The sequence below is a fragment of the Mammaliicoccus sp. K-M42 genome, from assembly GCF_022386375.1.
GTDB lineage: Bacteria > Bacillota > Bacilli > Staphylococcales > Staphylococcaceae > Mammaliicoccus > Mammaliicoccus fleurettii.
Genome location: NZ_JAJNIS010000001.1, coordinates 102934 through 122221, shown reverse-complemented (window position 1 = coordinate 122221; position 19288 = coordinate 102934). Strand labels below are relative to the sequence as shown.

At 30.0% G+C, this 19288-nt stretch carries 25 protein-coding genes; 20 read left to right on the top strand and 5 right to left on the bottom strand.

Annotation, left to right across the window (positions count from 1 at the left end):
- Nucleotides 1-502: 502 nt before the first annotated feature.
- From LQ668_RS00645 to LQ668_RS00635, 3 genes are all read right to left on the bottom strand, one after another.
- A complete protein-coding gene (locus tag LQ668_RS00645; RefSeq protein WP_115337391.1) occupies nt 503-1066 on the bottom strand; it encodes a 5' nucleotidase, NT5C type in 564 nt (187 codons plus the stop codon).
- Between the two features lie 71 nt (nt 1067-1137).
- Nucleotides 1138-2238 (bottom strand): flavodoxin-dependent (E)-4-hydroxy-3-methylbut-2-enyl-diphosphate synthase, encoded by a 1101-nt coding sequence (gene ispG / locus LQ668_RS00640; RefSeq protein ID WP_078356539.1) that lies wholly within the window; start codon nt 2236-2238, stop codon nt 1138-1140.
- Between the two features lie 29 nt (nt 2239-2267).
- Nucleotides 2268-3026, bottom strand: coding sequence for a DUF1189 family protein (locus LQ668_RS00635; protein WP_115337392.1), 759 nt, complete (start codon nt 3024-3026; stop codon nt 2268-2270).
- A 164-nt stretch (nt 3027-3190) separates the two neighbouring features.
- Between LQ668_RS00635 and LQ668_RS00630 the strand changes: the two genes are divergently transcribed.
- The 13 genes from LQ668_RS00630 to LQ668_RS00570 all read left to right on the top strand — a co-directional run bounded on the left by LQ668_RS00630 (nt 3191) and on the right by LQ668_RS00570 (nt 14380).
- A complete protein-coding gene (locus LQ668_RS00630) occupies nt 3191-3793 on the top strand; it encodes a superoxide dismutase (protein WP_078356541.1) in 603 nt (200 codons plus the stop codon).
- Nucleotides 3794-3929: 136 nt separating this feature from the next.
- The gene (locus LQ668_RS00625) at nt 3930-5975 is read left to right on the top strand and encodes a peptidoglycan D,D-transpeptidase FtsI family protein (RefSeq protein WP_107509998.1); all 2046 of its coding nucleotides are present in this window, start codon (nt 3930-3932) and stop codon (nt 5973-5975) included.
- A gap of 179 nt (nt 5976-6154) precedes the next feature.
- The gene (locus LQ668_RS00620; RefSeq protein WP_078356543.1) at nt 6155-7108 is read left to right on the top strand and encodes a PstS family phosphate ABC transporter substrate-binding protein; all 954 of its coding nucleotides are present in this window, start codon (nt 6155-6157) and stop codon (nt 7106-7108) included.
- A 66-nt stretch (nt 7109-7174) separates the two neighbouring features.
- Nucleotides 7175-8104, top strand: a complete 930-nt coding sequence (pstC, locus tag LQ668_RS00615) for a phosphate ABC transporter permease subunit PstC (RefSeq protein ID WP_107509997.1) — start codon at nt 7175-7177, stop codon at nt 8102-8104.
- A 1-nt stretch (nt 8105) separates the two neighbouring features.
- Nucleotides 8106-9008 (top strand): phosphate ABC transporter permease PstA, encoded by a 903-nt coding sequence (pstA, locus tag LQ668_RS00610; RefSeq protein ID WP_078356545.1) that lies wholly within the window; start codon nt 8106-8108, stop codon nt 9006-9008.
- A 77-nt stretch (nt 9009-9085) separates the two neighbouring features.
- Nucleotides 9086-9874: a phosphate ABC transporter ATP-binding protein PstB gene (gene pstB, locus LQ668_RS00605; RefSeq protein ID WP_237687674.1), complete on the top strand. Its 789-nt coding sequence runs from the start codon at nt 9086-9088 to the stop codon at nt 9872-9874.
- 1 nt (nt 9875) lies between these two features.
- Nucleotides 9876-10523 carry a phosphate signaling complex protein PhoU gene (phoU, locus tag LQ668_RS00600; protein WP_078356547.1) on the top strand — a complete coding sequence of 216 codons (648 nt, stop codon included), beginning with the start codon at nt 9876-9878 and terminating at the stop codon, nt 10521-10523.
- Nucleotides 10524-10599: 76 nt separating this feature from the next.
- A complete protein-coding gene (gene rpmG, locus LQ668_RS00595; RefSeq protein ID WP_016911879.1) occupies nt 10600-10749 on the top strand; it encodes a 50S ribosomal protein L33 in 150 nt (49 codons plus the stop codon).
- Between the two features lie 150 nt (nt 10750-10899).
- Nucleotides 10900-11454, top strand: coding sequence for a 5-formyltetrahydrofolate cyclo-ligase (locus LQ668_RS00590; RefSeq protein WP_078356548.1), 555 nt, complete (start codon nt 10900-10902; stop codon nt 11452-11454).
- Nucleotides 11455-12903, top strand: a complete 1449-nt coding sequence (locus LQ668_RS00585) for a rhomboid family intramembrane serine protease (protein WP_107509996.1) — start codon at nt 11455-11457, stop codon at nt 12901-12903.
- A gap of 3 nt (nt 12904-12906) precedes the next feature.
- Entirely contained in the window at nt 12907-13098 is a 192-nt protein-coding gene (locus LQ668_RS00580) for a YqgQ family protein (RefSeq protein WP_078356550.1), read from the top strand.
- Entirely contained in the window at nt 13095-14066 is a 972-nt protein-coding gene (locus tag LQ668_RS00575; protein ID WP_107509995.1) for an ROK family glucokinase, read from the top strand. Before LQ668_RS00580 ends, LQ668_RS00575 begins: the two co-directional genes overlap by 4 nt.
- Nucleotides 14066-14380, top strand: a complete 315-nt coding sequence (locus tag LQ668_RS00570) for an MTH1187 family thiamine-binding protein (RefSeq protein WP_078356552.1) — start codon at nt 14066-14068, stop codon at nt 14378-14380. Before LQ668_RS00575 ends, LQ668_RS00570 begins: the two co-directional genes overlap by 1 nt.
- 29 nt (nt 14381-14409) lie before the next feature.
- Here LQ668_RS00570 and LQ668_RS00565 read toward each other — a convergent pair whose 3' ends face one another.
- A complete protein-coding gene (locus tag LQ668_RS00565) occupies nt 14410-14649 on the bottom strand; it encodes a DUF2759 domain-containing protein (protein ID WP_078356553.1) in 240 nt (79 codons plus the stop codon).
- Nucleotides 14650-14748: 99 nt separating this feature from the next.
- Here LQ668_RS00565 and LQ668_RS00560 point away from each other — a divergent pair, with 99 nt between their 5' ends.
- Nucleotides 14749-15381 (top strand): MBL fold metallo-hydrolase, encoded by a 633-nt coding sequence (locus LQ668_RS00560; protein ID WP_119634504.1) that lies wholly within the window; start codon nt 14749-14751, stop codon nt 15379-15381.
- Between the two features lie 36 nt (nt 15382-15417).
- Here LQ668_RS00560 and LQ668_RS00555 read toward each other — a convergent pair whose 3' ends face one another.
- Entirely contained in the window at nt 15418-15663 is a 246-nt protein-coding gene (locus tag LQ668_RS00555; protein ID WP_078356555.1) for a DUF2626 family protein, read from the bottom strand.
- Nucleotides 15664-15815: 152 nt separating this feature from the next.
- Between LQ668_RS00555 and comGA the strand changes: the two genes are divergently transcribed.
- The 6 genes from comGA to comGF are packed head-to-tail and all read left to right on the top strand — an operon-like array spanning nt 15816 to nt 19181.
- Nucleotides 15816-16718: a competence type IV pilus ATPase ComGA gene (gene comGA / locus LQ668_RS00550; protein ID WP_107509993.1), complete on the top strand. Its 903-nt coding sequence runs from the start codon at nt 15816-15818 to the stop codon at nt 16716-16718.
- Nucleotides 16711-17748 carry a competence type IV pilus assembly protein ComGB gene (comGB, locus tag LQ668_RS00545; RefSeq protein ID WP_203153302.1) on the top strand — a complete coding sequence of 346 codons (1038 nt, stop codon included), beginning with the start codon at nt 16711-16713 and terminating at the stop codon, nt 17746-17748. The genes comGA and comGB overlap by 8 nt, the downstream gene beginning before the upstream one ends.
- A gap of 13 nt (nt 17749-17761) precedes the next feature.
- Nucleotides 17762-18079: a competence type IV pilus major pilin ComGC gene (gene comGC, locus LQ668_RS00540; RefSeq protein ID WP_107509991.1), complete on the top strand. Its 318-nt coding sequence runs from the start codon at nt 17762-17764 to the stop codon at nt 18077-18079.
- Nucleotides 18079-18504, top strand: coding sequence for a competence type IV pilus minor pilin ComGD (comGD, locus tag LQ668_RS00535; protein WP_078356559.1), 426 nt, complete (start codon nt 18079-18081; stop codon nt 18502-18504). Before comGC ends, comGD begins: the two co-directional genes overlap by 1 nt.
- Nucleotides 18494-18772, top strand: a complete 279-nt coding sequence (gene comGE / locus LQ668_RS00530) for a competence type IV pilus minor pilin ComGE (protein ID WP_237687667.1) — start codon at nt 18494-18496, stop codon at nt 18770-18772. Before comGD ends, comGE begins: the two co-directional genes overlap by 11 nt.
- The gene (comGF, locus tag LQ668_RS00525) at nt 18747-19181 is read left to right on the top strand and encodes a competence type IV pilus minor pilin ComGF (protein ID WP_115337398.1); all 435 of its coding nucleotides are present in this window, start codon (nt 18747-18749) and stop codon (nt 19179-19181) included. The genes comGE and comGF overlap by 26 nt, the downstream gene beginning before the upstream one ends.
- The last annotated feature ends 107 nt before the right edge of the window (nt 19182-19288 follow it).

The following is a 19288-nucleotide window of genomic DNA, read 5'->3' as shown; positions in this document are numbered from 1 at the left end:
CCTTTTATACAATCTTACGATTTTGTTCGTGCATGCTTGCCTAAGGGTATGGCTCGAGCCTGTAGTCTCTCCCACATACTATTCCTTCAGGCGTTAGCACTTCACAAAATCGCTCTCGATATTTATTTTTAAATAGAAAAATGGTTTCTCTAATCACTACTTTGTACTGTGGACAAATTGAACTTAAATTTATAAGTTCAGTTTGTTTTTTGTTTTAATAAGTAGATTATTAAACATAGAGTGAACTCTTGAATAAATTCCATCTATATTATAAATATTTAATTAATATTTGGCGTTTTTTAGCGCTGACTCCTGCGGGAAAAGCATGATTCGAAGACTACAGGCTGAGAACATGCCCGCGTAAAGCATGCGCATAAAAAATGCCAACAAATTCTATAAGCTACTTAAATGATTTTTAAAAAGTAAGAGCAGAAATTCATTATTAAAATTGAATTTCTGCTCTTAATAGAATTCTAGGATAGTTATGTCCAAGCTCTTTAATTTATAATTTATTTAATAATGGAGATACTTCATGCCAACTGTTTATTCTATATATGCCAGATTGAAGTTCTTTTTGATTATATGGTGTGTCGAATAAAAATACTGGTATATTTAGTTGGTGATTGATGTCTTCAGCATTGTCTAATTTATCTTCAAAAAATACATCTATATTTTGATTTTTAGTTACTTCTAATTTGTTATGACTACCTGTTAATGTAATTTGATCAAATGGAATGTTATGCAAATTAAACCATTCTTTTGTTATGTCTTCTAAATAGTTATGCCTGGCACTTATATAATATAGTTCATATTGATATTGAAGTTGGTTTAAAATATCTTTAGCGCCTTCTGCAACTGGAGAGTTTTGGTAAATATATGATTCATTATTTTTAAACCAGTTAAGCATTTCTTCTTCTTCACAATTTAAGACATTTGCTAAATTGTATTCTGTAATATCTTCATATTTCAATTGTTCATTAAAGTCTCTTTGTAAATAAGGGACAAATGTTTTTGGGCAAGTGACAGTCCCATCTATATCTATTCCTAGTCTTGGTTTTTGGTTCATAAAAATCACCTTTATATATTATTTAATGAAAGGCTGGGACAAATTAATTGTCTCAGCCTCAAACATTATATTTATGAGTTTTGAATTTCTTTATTTTGTTCCATTTCTAAAGCTAGTTTATCTATTTCTTTTTTTAATTCGTCTACCATTGTTTCTTCTGGTACTTTACGAACTGTTTTACCTTTCATAAATAAAAGGCCTTCACCTCGAGCACCAGCAATACCGATATCGGCTTCTCTTGCTTCTCCTGGACCATTTACTGCACATCCAAGAACGGCTACTTTAAGAGGTACTTGAAGATTAGAGATATATTCTTCTACTTCATTAGCTATAGATATTAAATCTATTTCTATACGTCCGCAAGTAGGACAAGCAATCAATGTTGCAGCATTACTTGCTAAACCGAATGCTTTAAGTAGTGATTTTGCTACTTTAACTTCTTCTACTGGATCTGCTGATAAAGAAATACGACAAGTATTACCTATACCTAAACTTAAGATTGCACCTAATCCTGCAGACGATTTAACTGTACCATTGAAAAGCGTACCACTTTCTGTAATGCCAAGATGTAATGGGTAATTAAAAGCTTGTGCAGCTTTCGTATATGCCTCTATGGCTAGATTAACATCACTGGCTTTCATTGAAACGATGATATCATGAAAATCTAGATCTTCTAGTATTTTTATATGATGCAAGGCACTTTCAACCATACCATCTGCGGTAGGGTAACCATATTTTTTAATAATATGCTTTTCTAACGATCCAGCATTTACACCAATTCTAATAGGAATTCCTTTTTCTTTACACGCTTTAACAACCGCTTCAACTTTTTCTCGTCTACCAATATTTCCAGGATTAATACGAATCTTATCTGCGCCATTTTCAATAGCAATCAAAGCAAGTTTATAGTTGAAATGAATATCAACAACTAATGGAATGTTTATTTGGGCTTTAATATCTTTAATTGCATATGCGTCTTCTTCGTTTGGACAAGCGACACGAACAATTTGGCAACCAGCTTCTTCTAAACGTTTAATTTCTGCTACTGTTGCTTCGACATCATATGTTTTTGTAGTAGTCATACTTTGAATAACGACTTCATCTGAACCGCCAATCGTTAAATCCCCAACTTTAACAGGCCTAGTTTTAGTACGATGAATGATTTCTGACATGATAAGACTCCTTTGTATAGATTTGCTTATTATTTTACATTAGCATGTTTCTTTCCATTTGGTAAGTAAAACACTGTTATGAGAATACCAATCACAATTATACACCATGAAACAATGATTAATAAAGTATTCGACGCAACTATACCTAATAAGAGTACTAAAGTTGGAAGCGTTATTATAAACGTCATCATTTTAAACCATGTCATGTATCGTGTTTTCTTTCGAAGTAACATACCTAATAAATGACCTACTAATGCTAGAATACCAATTTTAATTGATAGACTGATAAATTGAATTATTAATAAGAATATAATTATCATACTTAAATAGAAGTACTTGGAATCATTGATCGTATCTATGAATTTAATTAAATCATCTTGATCAGTGACAACAGTTGATAAAGAACCGTAACTGATTTCGGTATAGTCATTGTAATTTGATATTTCAATATGGTCAGGTTTGAAAACGATAAGATGATTAGCTTCCATATTAAATTGATTAGAACTTGTGAAAATAATGGATTGTTTATCGTTCATTTTGATGTTTTTGTCAGAAGATAAAATCATTTTGTTATTTTCTATTTTAAAATTAGGTATTTCATCTACTTGTTCATTTGCTAGGGTGGATAAGTTTTGAGTGATTTGTATGTATTGAACTGTATTAGGTAATATTAATATAAAACTGAGTAATAGAATATGTAGAAATATGTATCTTAATTTAGTTATTCTAAACATAGGATATTTATTAGGGTGTTTAAATAACCTTTTTAGTTCTTTCATGTATTGCATAATTTCACCTCTTCTTGACTCAATAATAATGATAAAAAACAAGAGTTGCAACATGATAAGTTAGAAAACAAAATTTTTTAAATATTATATAAACAAATTGTTTGTTATAAAACTTTAATCTTGATAAGATAAGTATGTAAAACAAATGAGGAGGATGATTTTTTATGGCTTTTGAATTACCAAAATTACCATATGCATATGATGCATTAGAACCACACATCGACAAAGAAACTATGGAGATTCACCATACGAAACACCATAACACTTATGTAACAAAACTAAATGATGCAGTTAAAGGTACAGATTTAGAAAGTAAATCTATCGAAGACATCGTTAAGAATTTAAATTCAGTTCCAGACGATATTCGTACTGCAGTTCAAAACAATGGTGGCGGACATTATAATCACTCATTATTCTGGGAACTATTAACTCCAAATGCTTCTGAACCTTCAGGAGAAGTTGTTGACGCAATTAGTTCTACATTCGGTTCATTAGACAAATTCAAAGAAGAATTTGCAGCTGCTGCAGCTGGCCGTTTCGGTTCAGGTTGGGCATGGTTAGTTGTAGATAACGGTGAATTAGCAATCGTTTCAACTCCAAACCAAGACAATCCTATTTCAGAAGGTAAACTTCCAGTTTTAGGTTTAGATGTTTGGGAACATGCTTACTACTTAAACTATCAAAATAGACGTCCAGACTACATTAATGCATTCTGGAATGTTGTTAATTGGGATAAAGTTAACGAATTATATCAAGCAGCAAAATAATTCGACTATCTAATAGGGGCCGGGACAATTTTATTGTCTCGGCTTTTTTTATAAAATTTTAACTTTATCAATAGCAATGTACGTCATAATCATATATGATGAAATTATTAATATAGAGTTACAAAGGTAGGTTTAGTTGTTGAAACGAGTAAAAAAGAAATCTAAAGAAGAAGCATTTCGCCTTTTAATGAACAAACGAGTAAGTCTTATATTAGCAGTTGTAGTCATATTGTTTTCTGTACTCATAATGCGTTTAGGTTACTTGCAAATTGTTAAAGGCGGAGAATACAAAAGGACAATTGATAGTACGGAATCAATCACTGTTAATGAATCCGTACCTAGAGGACGTATCTATGATAGAAATGGCAAAGTTTTAGTAGATAACGAATCTAAAAAAGCAATTACATATACGAGAGATAGAAGAACAAGTCAGGATGATATTTTAGAAATCGCTGAAAAACTATCCCATTTAATGAAGATGGACACATCAAATATAACGGATAGAGATAAACAAGACTTTTGGATTTTAAGAAATCAAGATGAAGTTCAAAAGTTAATGAAAGATGAACAAGCTTTATTCTCAGATGGCAATATTAGCCAGGAAGAATATGATGAAGCACTATACAACAAAGTTACTTCTAAATATACAAATACTCTATCAAAAGAAGATTTGCAAATTCTGGCAATCTTTAGAGAAATGAACGGAGGCTCTCAACTTAGCCCTGTAGTTATAAAAAATGAAGGTGTGAAAAATGATGAATATGCAGCTGTATCACAACACTTATCAGAACTACCAGGAGTTAATACAACTATGGATTGGGAAAGACGATATCCATATGGAGAAACTTTAAGAACATTATTTGGTAATGTATCTAGTAAAGAAGAAGGATTACCGAAAGAGCTTGTTGATGATTATTTAGCTAAAGGTTATTCTAGAAATGATAGAGTAGGTAAATCATATTTAGAATATCAATACGAAGATATATTAAAGGGTTCTAAGAAAAAAATGAAATACGTTACAGATAAATCTGGAAAGATTACAAGTTCAGAAGTAATATCAGAAGGATCCAGAGGTAATGATTTAGTATTAACTATAGATATTGAATTACAGAAAAAAGTAGAAGAATATGTAGATAAGCATATTGAGTCATTGCGTAGTGAAGGCGCAAAAGATATGGATAGAGTTATGGTAGTTGTACAAGATCCAAGAAATGGAGACGTCTTAGCGATGGCGGGTCGAGATATTGATGAAAACGGAGAAATTACAGATAATCATATCGGTAACTTTACTAGTCAATATACGGTAGGTTCATCAGTGAAAGGTGCAACATTACTTACGGGTTACCAAAATGGCGTTTTAGATGTTGGAGATAAAATGGTCGATGAACCGTTGAAATTCAATGGTGGATTAACTAAACGTTCTTATTTCAACCAAGACGGTAAAAAGACAATAACTGATGCTGAAGCATTAATGCATTCTTCAAACGTATTCATGTATAAAACAGCACTTTTACTAGCAGATTCACCGTATAGAAACGGTATGTCCTTACCGACAGATGTTGAACAAGCTGGAATAAAATTACGTAAAGGACTTAATCAAGTAGGATTAGGTGTAAAAACAGGTATTGATTTACCAAACGAGTCAGCAGGTCAAATAGAACCTATTAAAGATAACCCAGGTAACTATATTGATTTAGCTATTGGACAATTTGATACTTATACACCAATACAACTGTCCCAATATGCAGCAACAATTGCTAATGATGGATATAGGTTAAAACCACACTTAGCTAAAGAAATAAGAAATTCTACAAATGAAGATTCACTTGGACCTATTAAAAAGTCATTTAAAGGTGAAGTGATGAACAAAGTAAATAATAGTGATAAAGAAATCAAACAAGTACAAAAAGGTTTTGATATGGCATTTAATGAAGAAGAAGGAACTGGATATTCTAGTTTTAATGATACTGTTGTAAGATCTGCAGGTAAAACAGGTACAGCTGAAGTGTTTAAAGATGGAAAACCAAAAGTAAATTCTACTTATGTTGGTTATGCTCCAGCAAAAAATCCAGAACTATCATTCTCAATAACATACACAAATCAACCAGTACCAGAACCATGGTTACCAGGTGGAGATTTAGGTAAAGATATTATAAATTACTATTTTAAAGATAAAAAATAATAACAGATATAATGATAACGCTGAGACAATGTAATTGTCTCAGTTTTTTTGCGTTAAATTAAAACGTTTACATAAAATGTTAACACAAAATTTACATTCAATTTATTTGTACTTAATAAAGAAAATGTAAAGTAAAGGTGTAATAAAGATTAAGGCGTTATTAATTAGGAGGATTTAACATGAAAAAGTGGCAATTAATTGGGTCAACAACAGCTTTGAGTTCTGCACTTCTATTAGGAGCTTGTGGTGGAGCAGCTGAAAAATCTGATTCAGGGGATACTAAATCTTCAGATGATAAAAAATTAAGTGGTGAAGTTAAAGGTGACGGTTCATCTACTGTTGCACCAGTAATGGAAAAAATAAATGAAGATTTTTCTGCTGAGCAACCTGATGTTTCAGTTTCAATCGGTGTATCAGGAACAGGTGGAGGATTTGAGAAATTTATCGCGGGTGAGACAGATTTCTCAAATGCATCTAGAGATATTAAAGATGAAGAAAAAGAAAAACTAAAAAAAGAAAAAATTGATTATACTGAGTTTAAAGTTGCTCAAGATGGTTTAACTGTAGCGGTTAATAAAGATAATGACTTTGTAGAAGAACTAAGCATGGACGAACTTGCAAAAATTTATAGCGGGAAAGCTAAAACTTGGAAAGATGTTAATTCAAAATTCCCTGATAAAAAAATTAAAGCCTTTTCTCCTGACCAATCACACGGGACATACGACTTCTTTAGTGAAGAAGTATTAGATGAAAAAGATCTTCAATCAGAGAAAAATGCTGATACAAACGTAATTGTTAAATCTGTACAAGATAACAAAGATTCTATCGGTTTCTTTGGATACAACTTCTATCAAGAAAATAAAGATTCACTTAAAGCAGTAAAAATTAAAGGTGATGAAGGTAAAGCAGTAGAACCTACTGATGAATCTGTTAATGACGGTTCTTACCCATTAAGTAGACCACTATTCGTATATGCGAAGAATAAATCATTAGAAGATAACGATGCATTCTACGGATTCATGGAATATGTTATTGATAACTCAGCTGATGCTGCTAAAGATGCAGGATACGTTCCATTGAAAGATGAAGAATACAAAAAAGACAAAGAAACATTAGAAAAGTTTAAAAAATAATCATTAATAAATCAATACAAAGGGCGCTTAATTGTCGCCCTTTTTCAAAATGAAGGAGTTATTTTTATGAAAGAACAAAGTTCAGTACAGGAACTTATAAAACGAAATAATAATAACAAAGGGAAAGTTTTTGCTGACAAAGCTGTTCCAATTGTTTTATTACTAATAGCTTCAGTTTCTGTACTTACAACAATCGGGATATTGTTTACACTAGTTACTGAAACGGTAACATTTTTCACAAGAGTAAATCCATTTGAATTTTTATTTACTAAGGATTGGGCACCATTTTCTTCTGATCCTAAATATGGAATATACGCTCTTATATTAGGTACTTTAAAAGTAACTGCAGTTGCTACTATATTTGCAGTACCAGTTGGATTAGGAGCAGCACTTTATTTAAGTGAGTATGCTTCAGACAGATCAAGAAGATTGATTAAACCAGTTTTAGAAATACTGGCAGGTATTCCTACAATTGTGTATGGTTTCTTTGCTTTAACATTTGTTACACCAATATTACGAGGAATTTTCCCTGATTTAGGTAGCTTTAACTCAATTAGTCCTGGTTTAGTTGTGGGGGTCATGATTATACCAATGATTACAAGTATGAGTGAAGATGCTATGAGTTCAGTGCCGGAATCGATTAAAGAGGGTGCACTTGGCTTAGGTGCAACAAAATTTGAACTAGCTACAAAAATTGTATTTCCAGCAGCTTTATCAGGGATTATTGCTTCTATTGTATTGGCAATCTCAAGAGCAATTGGAGAGACGATGATAGTATCATTAGCAGCTGGTAGTACACCAGATTCAAGCTTTAGCTTAATTGGTTCAATACAAACGATGACAGGGTTTATCGTTCAAGTTGCTACTGGTGACGCAACATATGGTTCGGATATTTATTATAGTATTTATGCGGTTGGTTTCACATTGTTTATATTCACTTTCATCATGAATATTATTTCTCAGTGGATTACTAAGCGCTTTAGAGAGGAGTATTAATATGTCAGAAGTGAATTTAGTTGATCAAACCGTTGTTCAAAAAAAATTACCAACGAGATTATTGAAAAATAAAGTAATCAAATCGATATTTTTTGTATGTACCTTAATTGGATTAATCGTATTAGCTATACTGCTTTTTGACATATTTAAAAAAGGGATTCCTTATCTAAGTACTGATTTCTTCACTAACTTTTCTTCTACTTCACCTGAACGAGCTGGTATTAAAGGTGCATTATTAGGAACACTTTGGCTAATGATGACGATTGCACCAATATCAATTATTTTAGGTGTAGGTACAGCGATTTATATGGTTGAATATGCAAAAGAAAATTGGTTTACGAAATTTATTAGAGTAAATATATCGAATCTAGCCGGTGTACCATCAGTTGTATTTGGTTTATTAGGATTAACGATATTTGTTCGTGGAGCAGGGATTGAGAATTTATCATTAGGCAAAACAGTTATTGCAGCTGCTTTAACAATGTCATTAATGATTCTTCCTATAATAATTGTAGCTAGTCAAGAAGCGATTAAATCAGTTCCTTCTTCGATTAGAGAAGCATCATTAGGTCTAGGAAGTACTAAATGGCAAACGATTAAAAATATTGTATTACCTGCGTCTATACCAGGTATATTGACAGGAACAATCCTTGCGTTATCAAGAGCTCTTGGTGAAACAGCACCATTGGTTGTAATAGGTATACCTGCAATATTAATGAAAACGCCAAATAGTATTTTTGAATCATTCCAAGCATTGCCGATGCAGATATACAATTGGGCTAAATTGCCACAAGCCGAATTCCAATTTGTATCATCAGCAGCAATTATTGTTCTACTCGTAATATTAATTCTTATGAACTCAGTTGCAATTTACATTAGAAATAAATATCAAAGAAAACTATAAAATCAAAATGAAGAGGGGTCATTAAAATGACAGACGTAAAAATTAGGGATTTATCTCAAAATATATCTTCAAATGAAATGACAAAGAATAAAGAAATAGCGGTTGAAGATAAAAATATTGTATATAAAACGAATAACCTAGACTTATGGTATGGTGATTTTCACGCATTAAAAAATATTAATCTTGATATCACTGAAAACGAAGTAACAGCGATAATTGGTCCATCAGGTTGTGGTAAATCAACTTATATTAAAACATTAAATAGAATGATCGAGTTAATTCCAAGTGTTAAAACATCTGGTGAAATCATTTATAGAGATAAAAATATTTTTGATAAAAAATATAGTGTTGAAGAATTAAGAACGAATGTAGGTATGGTATTCCAAAAACCAAATCCATTTCCTAAGTCTATTTACGACAATATAACTTATGGACCAAGAATTCATGGAATTACGGATAAAAAAGTATTAGACGAAATTGTTGAACGTTCTTTAAAAGGTGCAGCTATATGGGATGAATGTAAAGATAGACTTGATAAAAATGCGTATGGACTATCTGGTGGACAACAACAAAGAATTTGTATCGCTAGATGTTTAGCAATAGAGCCAGATGTAATTTTAATGGATGAACCAACATCTGCATTAGATCCTATTTCTACATTAAAAGTTGAAGAACTTGTTCAAGACTTAAAATCAAAATACTCAATTATTATCGTGACACATAATATGCAACAAGCTGCTAGAATTTCAGACAAGACAGCATTTTTCTTAAATGGATATGTAAATGAATTTGATGATACGAATAAAATTTTCTCAAATCCAAGTGATAAGAAAACTGAAGACTATATTTCTGGGAGATTTGGTTAATATGGTTATTAGAGAAAAATACGAAGGCGAGTTAAACCTACTTATTGAAGATTTGTTTAAACTTGGCAAAGAAGTTTATAATATGATTGAGCAATCCATTTCCGTTCTTAGTGATGAGAAAAAAGATAATGCTAGAAATCTAATTGCATATGATAAAAAAATTAATCAAATGGAATATGATATAAATGAAAAAGTCGTTATGTTAATTACAAAACAGCAACCAATTGCCACTGATTTACGTGTAATGATTTCAGCTTTAAAAATTGCTTCAGAGCTAGAAAGAATGGCAGATAACTCAACTAATATAGCTCAAATTAGAAAAAGAGCTAAAATTACTGATTATTTTATATTAATGAGACTAAAAACAATGGGTAAATTGGCTATGTTAATGCTAAGAGATCTAGAAACTGCTGTTAATAATAAAGATATATTATTAATTAAAGAAATCATTGAACGTGATGATGATATTGATGATTTGTATAAAGAGATTAATAATACGACTTATTTAATAGACAATGACCCATTCATTTCTGCACAAGCACACTTAGCTGCAAGATATTTAGAAAGAATTGGTGATCACATTACAAATATTAGTGAAAGCTGTTATTATTATATTACAGGCAAACACTATGAAGCCGTTGAAAAATAATACTGGAATTATATAACCATAGATGGTATTATAATAAGGTCGTATATTAATTGAAATAAGAATAGGAGGGTTCATCATGCGCGTAAATGTAACTTTAGCATGTACTGATTGTGGTGAAAGAAACTACATCTCTAAAAAGAATAAACGTAATAACCCAGAGCGAATTGAAATGAAAAAATATTGTGCTCGTGACGGTAAACACACTCTTCATAGAGAAACAAAATAGTAAAACGAATAAGAACACATTGCCAGCTTTGGTAATGTGTTTTTTATTCGTTTTTAGGAGACCTACAACTACCTTTCACAGTATTTCTTGTGTTATCATTAAATGTATAAAATGGTAAAAATGAAATAATAATTGGGAAGTGTTAAACTCATGACGATGAAGAAAGATTTGAGAAAAGAAATATTAGGTTTGATGAAAAATCAACAAAAGTCTCAGAAGGACGATTATGATTTTAATTTACATGAACAATTATATGCGCACTATAAATATCAAAATGCAAAATCTGTAGCTATTGTAATGAGCATGGATCATGAAGTAGATACTTTGCCGATTATCCAAAAAATATTGAAGGATAATAAAAAGGTTTATGTACCTACAACAAATTACAACACAAAAATGATGAAATTCCAGCGATTAACAGATTTAGAGTCAATTGCAATAGACGAAAAAGGCATTAAATTTATAGATAAAGAAACAGAAATAGAGGACAATATTGATTTGATAATTGTGCCTGGTGTAGTATTTAATAATGAAGGTTATAGAATTGGTTATGGTGGTGGTTATTATGATAAGTTCTTATCTCAATATAGTGGAGATACGCTTAGCTTAGTATATCCATTCCAAATTAAATCTTTTGAATATGAAGAACATGATATACCTGTTGAAGAAATTATATTACCAAACGTTTTAAATGGAGAAGAATAAATGGATAAAATAAAGCAAATATGGAAATCGATTTATTATTTAGTATATACAGAAGGGTTTAACATTTTATCGATTGATGAAGATGAATCAGAAATTTGGTTAACGCATGAATCTAAAAAAATCGTTAAAAGATTTATACATAAGACCCCGACACATCAAGAAGTTGATTTTGATTTTGAGAAAACAACGGATCATTTAAGCAATTTGATTGAAAGTATAGGGTTTAGTTTTGAACAACTAGATATATACTATGTAACGGATAAAGTAATAGATTTCACAGAGTTTAATCATTATAAGCGTCCAAAAATACGGTATTACGCTTTAAGTAATGTGGAAGATTTTCAAAAAGTTTCAGGGCATTTAATTACTAAGCAGCAAATTAAACGCTCAAAGACATCGGCCGTAACAACTTATAAAAACAAGCTACTTAATGCCAGTTTTATTGATAGTTTTATGTTGAAATTCTCACCAGTTACATATATTTTAGTAGCAATTAATGTGATTGTTTGGTTATCTTTAGTATTAATATTTAATCAAGTAGCGCAAATAAATTTAGTAGATTATGGTGGTCTAGTACATTTTAATGTTGTACATGGGGAATGGTATAGATTATTAACATCTATGTTCTTACATGCCAATTTTACACATCTTATAATGAATGTATTTTCACTTATTATATTTGGTAAATTAATTGAAGGTGCATTAGGATCGGTCAAGATGTTTACGATTTACATGGCATCTGGGCTATTTGCAGGATTAGTATCTTTAAGTATTGATACAGAATCTATATCGATTGGTGCGAGTGGTGCAATATTTGGTTTGATTGGTGCATTTATTGTTTACTTATTTACTAGAAAAAATATAAATAAACAATTTGTATTGCAAACTTTTATTGGCATTGCAATCATTTCACTATTAGCCTTATTCATTAATAATGTGAACCATTTTGCACATTTAGGTGGATTTATAGGTGGTGCTATCCTAATGTATATTATATATCGTTGGATGGAACATGATAAATTCAAATTATATTATATCATTGGGTTTATAGTTTTAATTATTATTCTAATCATAGTTATTTTTAGTAGACAGCAGCATTATATATATGATGAATTAACGAAAAATGCTATGAATAACGGTGATTTTGATAGTGCTGAAACAATGGTAAAACAAATAAAAGAAAAAGATTTTGAATCAGATGAAACATATATTTTAAGTGGATTGATTGTTGCAAATAAAACTTCATTAAATGAAGCAATATTAGAATGGGAAAAAGGTTTAAAAGTTTTTCCAAAATCTGGACAGTTAAATTATCAATTAGCGTTAGGTTATAGAGCTAAAGACGATTATGATAAAGCCAGTAAATTTATAAATCAATCATTGAAGCTTGATAAAGATAATAAACGCTATAAAGCTTTAAAGAAAGAAATAACTGCATTTAGGAGTTAATATATGGAAAACTTATATGATGTACAACAATTGTTAAAAAAGTTTGGATATATCATTTATTTTAAAAATGAAGATGATCAACTAGAAATGATGGAACAAGAAATCAAAACCATGTATCAATCTATGCTAATTGACAAAGACACATTTTTACAAGCAAGACTCATTATTAACCAAAGAAGGATTGAGAAAAAATGACACATATTTTATCAGCAGATATAGGCGGAACAACATGTAAATTAGGAATATTTGATCGTTCTTTAAATATTGAAGAAAAATGGGAAATTTCTACTAATAGAACTGGAGAAGGTATATTAGAAAACATTTACGATTCATTTATGGTCCATATGAATCGTAAAAATATAGACATTGAAAATATAATCGGTATGGGTCTTGGTGTTCCAGGACCTATCGATTTTGACAATGGTATTGTACATGGTGCAGTTAATTTAAATTGGAAAGGAAATATTGAAGTAAGAAAACTTATGCAACAATATTTTGATGGCCCAGTTTATGTTGATAATGATGCGAATGTAGCAACTTTAGGTGAGAAGTTTAAAGGTGCAGGAAGAAATGAAAGTGATGTCGTATGTATCACACTTGGAACTGGTGTTGGTGGTGGAATTGTATCCAATAGTGAGTTAATTCATGGACATAATGGTTCAGGAGCAGAGATCGGTCACTTTTTAGTAGATCAAAAGAAAAGATTTCAATGTAATTGTGGATTAAAAGGTTGTTTGGAAACAGTTGCATCTGCAACAGGAGTTATAAATTTAGTTCATCATTATTATCCAAATATTAATATGAAGTCTAGACTGCATGAATTAATCGCAAGCAAGAACGTAACGGCTAAAGATGTATTTGATGCTGCTAGAGCTGGTGATGAATTCAGTTTGTTTATTATAGATAAAGTGGGTGGCTACATAGCTTATGCAGCAAGCGTAATTAGTGTTATGACAAATCCAAAGTATATTATAATTGGTGGAGGCGTTAGTAAAGCTGGAGATATTCTTATCGAATTCATTAAAAAGCATTATGAAGAAATGACTTTTAAACCTGCTCAAGAAGATACGCACATTGAAGTAGCACAATTAGGCAATGATGCAGGTATAATTGGTGCAGCTGGCCTTATTAAGACATATGTACTAGAAAAGGAGAATCAATAATGGCAATCGTTGATGTTGTTGTAATACCGGTAGGAACAGAAGGACCGAGTGTAAGCGAATATATTGCAGATATCCAGTTGATTTTAGAAAAACATAAACAATCTGGAAAAATTGATTTCCAACTTACACCTATGAACACTTTAATCGAAGGTGACTTGAAAGATTTATTTGAAGTAATTCAAGAAATTCATGAAAGTCCATTTAATAAAGGTTTGGATAGAGTATGTACTAACATAAGAATTGATGATCGAAGAGACAAATCAAGAAAAATGAATGAAAAGTTAGAATCAGTTAACAGACATTTAAACAAATAAAAAAAGACGAGTGTAAACTCGTCTTTTCTTTAATGATGCAAAATTGGATAACCGTATGTAAATATTGTTGCTAATGAGAAAAAGCCAAAAGATACTACAGTTATTGCACCAAAAAGAATGCCCAAAATATTTTTGTTTTTGAATGCTGAAATCAAACCAAATATTGCAAGAATAAAAACGGCAAGCATTAATAAAGAGAAAATATTAACGCCGATATGGATTTTTATTCCAAACAACTCAAATAGTTCCCCTGTGTCGATAAATGGCATTCCAATACCCCCAATACGTTTTCTTTTATTATCATATTAATTGTATAATTAATATGTGATTTTGTCGAGGTACTTTTTAAAAAAAGAGGAGGAAATGCAATGAAAGTACATAGTTATTCTTTAGGAATAGTTGAAACTAACTGTTATATTATCGAAGGAGATAAGGAACTGCTAGTAATTGATCCGGGTGATAATGGACAATTTATAAACAAACGCATAGAGAAATTCAATAAAAAGTTAAGTGGTATTCTACTTACACATGCTCATTTTGACCATATAGGTGGCATTGATGATGTCGTTAAAAAATATGACGTCGATGTATATGTTCATAAAGAAGAAAAATCATGGTTAACAGATACAGTGAAAAATGGATCTAAAAAATTCGCAGCATATCAATTATCTCAAGTTGTACAACATACAGTACCTTTAGTTATGGATGAAGGAACTCACAAAATAGGAGAGTTTGAGTTTGAAGCTCTACATACACCAGGGCATTCACCAGGTAGCTTGTCATTCGTTTTTGGAGATTTTGCAATTGTTGGGGATACTTTATTTAAAGGTGGAATAGGTAGAACGGATTTATATAAAGGTGATACTGAAACTTTAATTAAATCAATTGAAGATAAATTATTAGAATTAGATCCTAATACTACAATTTTTCCAGGACATGGTCCCGAATCAACTATTTCTGAAGAAGAAATGACAAATCCATATTTAAATGGGTTTAGTTAAATAAAAAAGCATTACACATAATGTGTAATGCTTTTTTTAATGATGACCGAAGCCTGGCTCTAATAAGAATGTTGAATAATATGTAAATCCAACAAAACATAATACTAAATAAATAGCGAATATATACATATACATTCTTTCTGTTAATTTTAAGTATCCCAATAATACGAAAAATCCTGTCTGAGCTACAAAGAAATACGCCATCATGTCCATTCCTCCGACATAAAACATTGTAGCAAATATAGCAGTCCAGAAGCCTAGAGTTTTATAAACTTTATCCATCTTCTTAAGAACCCCCTCTGTGTTTACTTTCTTATTCACATTTAATTATAAAGTTACTCTATACAAAAGTAAATAGCATTTTTAGCAAATTAAAAACTATCATAGAAGTAATCAGCGAAATTGAAAGCGTTTATATATATGAGGAGGAGATTATGGAGAAATTATTCAAATCAATTATTAATGACGCAGTGAAATTAGAAGCTAGTGATATACACTTTATCCCAGTAATTGCTGATAAGGTTATTATCCAAATGAGAATCAATGGCGATAATAATCACTATGATTTATCGATGGATTCGAAGTTGTATAGTAGATTATTAATTTATATGAAATTCATCTCTCATTTAGATGTAAGTGAAAGGAATAAAGCACAAAGCGGACAATATTTATATGAGCATGAGATAAGTTATTATTTGAGAATATCCACGATACCAATTAGCTTAGGTATTGAATCGTGCGCTATTAGAATAACGCCACAATATTTTAGTGAGAGAGGATTTAGTAAGGATGATTTAGATTTTAAAAAAATTAGAAATGAAATATATAATGCTGAAGGATTATTTCTGTTTACTGGTCCCACTGGATCGGGAAAGTCCACATTGATGTATGAATTAATGCATGATTTAAAAAAAGTAAAAAACAAACATATTATCACTATTGAAGATCCAGTTGAACAAACTTTAGATGGTATTGTACAAGTTTCTGTTAATGAAAAAGCAAATATCTCTTATAATCAGTCATTCAAAGCCATTTTAAGGTGTGATCCTGATGTCATTATGATTGGTGAAATTAGAGATAAAGAAACTGCTAAACAAGTTATTCAAGCAAGTTTAAGTGGTCATTTAGTACTTTCAACAATGCATGCTAAAAATAATATTGGCGCAATACACAGGTTAATCGAATTAGGTATTACTACTGAACAAATTAAACAAGGTATATCATGTATCGCAAATCAGCGCTTAGTTAAACAAAATGACTCCAGTCGCAGTAGAGTTATGACTTATTTATTCAATGATGACATTGTTAAGTATATGGTGTGTGATTTTAATGAATAAAGGCAATGTCTTAAAAAAAGAAAAAGTATTATATCTAATAAGACTTTCAGACATGTTGAAACAAGGTTTTACCTTGTTAGAAGCAATTCAATTGTTGAATGATCAATTTCCTCAATTGTCTAAAAAAGAATTAAAGATAAAAGTAATTGGACTAGTCAAAGATACTGGACAATTACACGAAGTTCTAAAATTTTTAAATTATCCTCAAGTAATCTTAAGTCAAATATATTTTGGTGAACAATATGGAAACTTGATTGAAACAGTTGATCATTCCATTTTATATTTAAGAAAAATTGAGCAAGTAAAAGAAAGATTTATAAAAACAATTCAATATCCTACTTTATTATTCTGCATTTTTTTCATGTTATTAGCTGCAGTAAACCAGACAATCATTCCTCAATTTAGTGAAATATACGAATCTATGAATGTTGAAATTTCAACTTCATTAAAAGTAATAACGACAATTTTTTCTTATTTACCCACAACTATTTTTACATTGTTTTTAAGTTTAGTACTTATTCTCCTCATCATTTACTTAAATTATAGTAGTAAAGACGTGTCTAAAAGAATTTCATTCTCCAATAAAATACCTTTAATAAACAAATATATATCTATGTATCACTCATATAGAATATCTAGGGACTTTTCATTTTTTATACAAAACGGAATAACTCTTAATAAAATAATTGAAATATACATGATGCAAACAAAAGATAGCTTTTTAAAGTACATTGGCTTATCAATTAATAAATCTATGGAAAAAGGTGAATCGTTCCCGGATGCGATAAAAAAATTAGGATGTTTCGAGGAGCATTTAATTCATTATATTAAACACGGAGAAAACAAATCAAAGTTAGATATGGAATTGCATTATTTCAGTGTATTTATGTTAGACAAACTAGAAAAAACTTTTATAAAACATTTGAAATGGATTCAGCCAATTGTATTTGGCATTTTAGCATTACTAATTATAACGCTTTATTTAATTATAATTTTACCAATGTTACAGATGGTAGAAGGAATAAAATGAAAGGGTGTAGTAGATGAAAAGTTTTAAATTATTTTGTAAAAAAGAAGGCTTCACATTAGTGGAAATGTTGATAGTACTTTTAATCATAAGTATCTTGTTGATTATCATCATTCCTAACATTAGTAAGCAATCGGAAACAGTTAAAAGTACTGGTTGTCAAGCTCAAGTAAAGATGGTAGCTGGACAAGTTGAAGCTTATACGTTAAAGCATGATGCTAAACCGAATTCTGTAAATGATTTAGTAAGTGATGGTTATATCAATGATAAACAGCTTACTTGTAAATCAGGCGAAAGAATAACTTTGCAAAATGGCGAAGTAGTTGCTAATTAATGTGCAATAAAGGATTTACTTTAATTGAAATGATATTTGTAATTTCAATTTTAAGCATGATTATGATGTTAACAATGTTCTTATCAATTAATGCAATCGATAAAGTTGATTTAACAAATGGAATATATGATTTAGAAACAAAGTTAGAGTATTTAGAAACAAAATCTATTGCTACAAAAAAGCCGATTTTAGTTTGGTTTAAACCTAATTCAGAGAAAATTTATTATCAAATAGAAAGAAATCAAATTCAGACACTTACTTTATATAAAGGAAATATTTCAAAAGATAATAAGTTTACTACGTTAGTATATGATGGTGAAGGAAATATCAATCAGTTTGGTACTTTGAAAATCATTTTTAACAACAAAAAATATAAAATTATATTTCGGATTGAGAAAGGGAGATATAGAATTGTTGAAGAATAATAACGGGTATGTTTTTATAGATTTTATGCTTTCGATATTTATTATCATGTTATTGAGTGGAACTTTATTACCATTAGTGACTTCTTTAAATAAAAATATTGAAAAAGAACATAATAAAATAAAACTATATCAGTTGTTATATCAAACGATTCAATCTCCCAGCGATGATTTTAAATATGATGTAAATCGATATAAATATTTAAATTTAAAAAATCAAATTTGCTTGGAAGATGAAATGAAAAATGAAAAAGTTTGTGTTAAAAAATAATAAAGGGTTTACTATGATCGAGATGTTGCTGTCTTTATCATTTTTATTAATTATACTCGCGCTTATACCTATATTAATTAAAAGTATTTATACTTTAAAAGATAATGCTATCGACCATACTAATTACGAATTAATCATGTTTAGAAAAGATTTATCTGAAGAAATTAAAGATTGTAAGGTTATCATCGATTATTCAAACACGAGGATAAAATGTATTCGCAATAAAAACTCAACAGAATACACTTTATTAAATTCAAAAATTTTTAAAAGTATAAACGGTAAAGGTAATATTACATTACTAAATAATGTTGAAAGATTGAATATACAGCAATTACATCAAAATACCCTCAAATTAGATTTACTGATTAGGAAGGGTGACAAAAAAGTTCATGAAGAAATTTATATTTAAAAATGAAGGATTTATTCTGCCTTTTGTACTAGGGATATTATTTATTTATTCAGCTTTTCTATCATTTTATTTAGTTCAATATAGTTATAAATTAAATATTTATCATA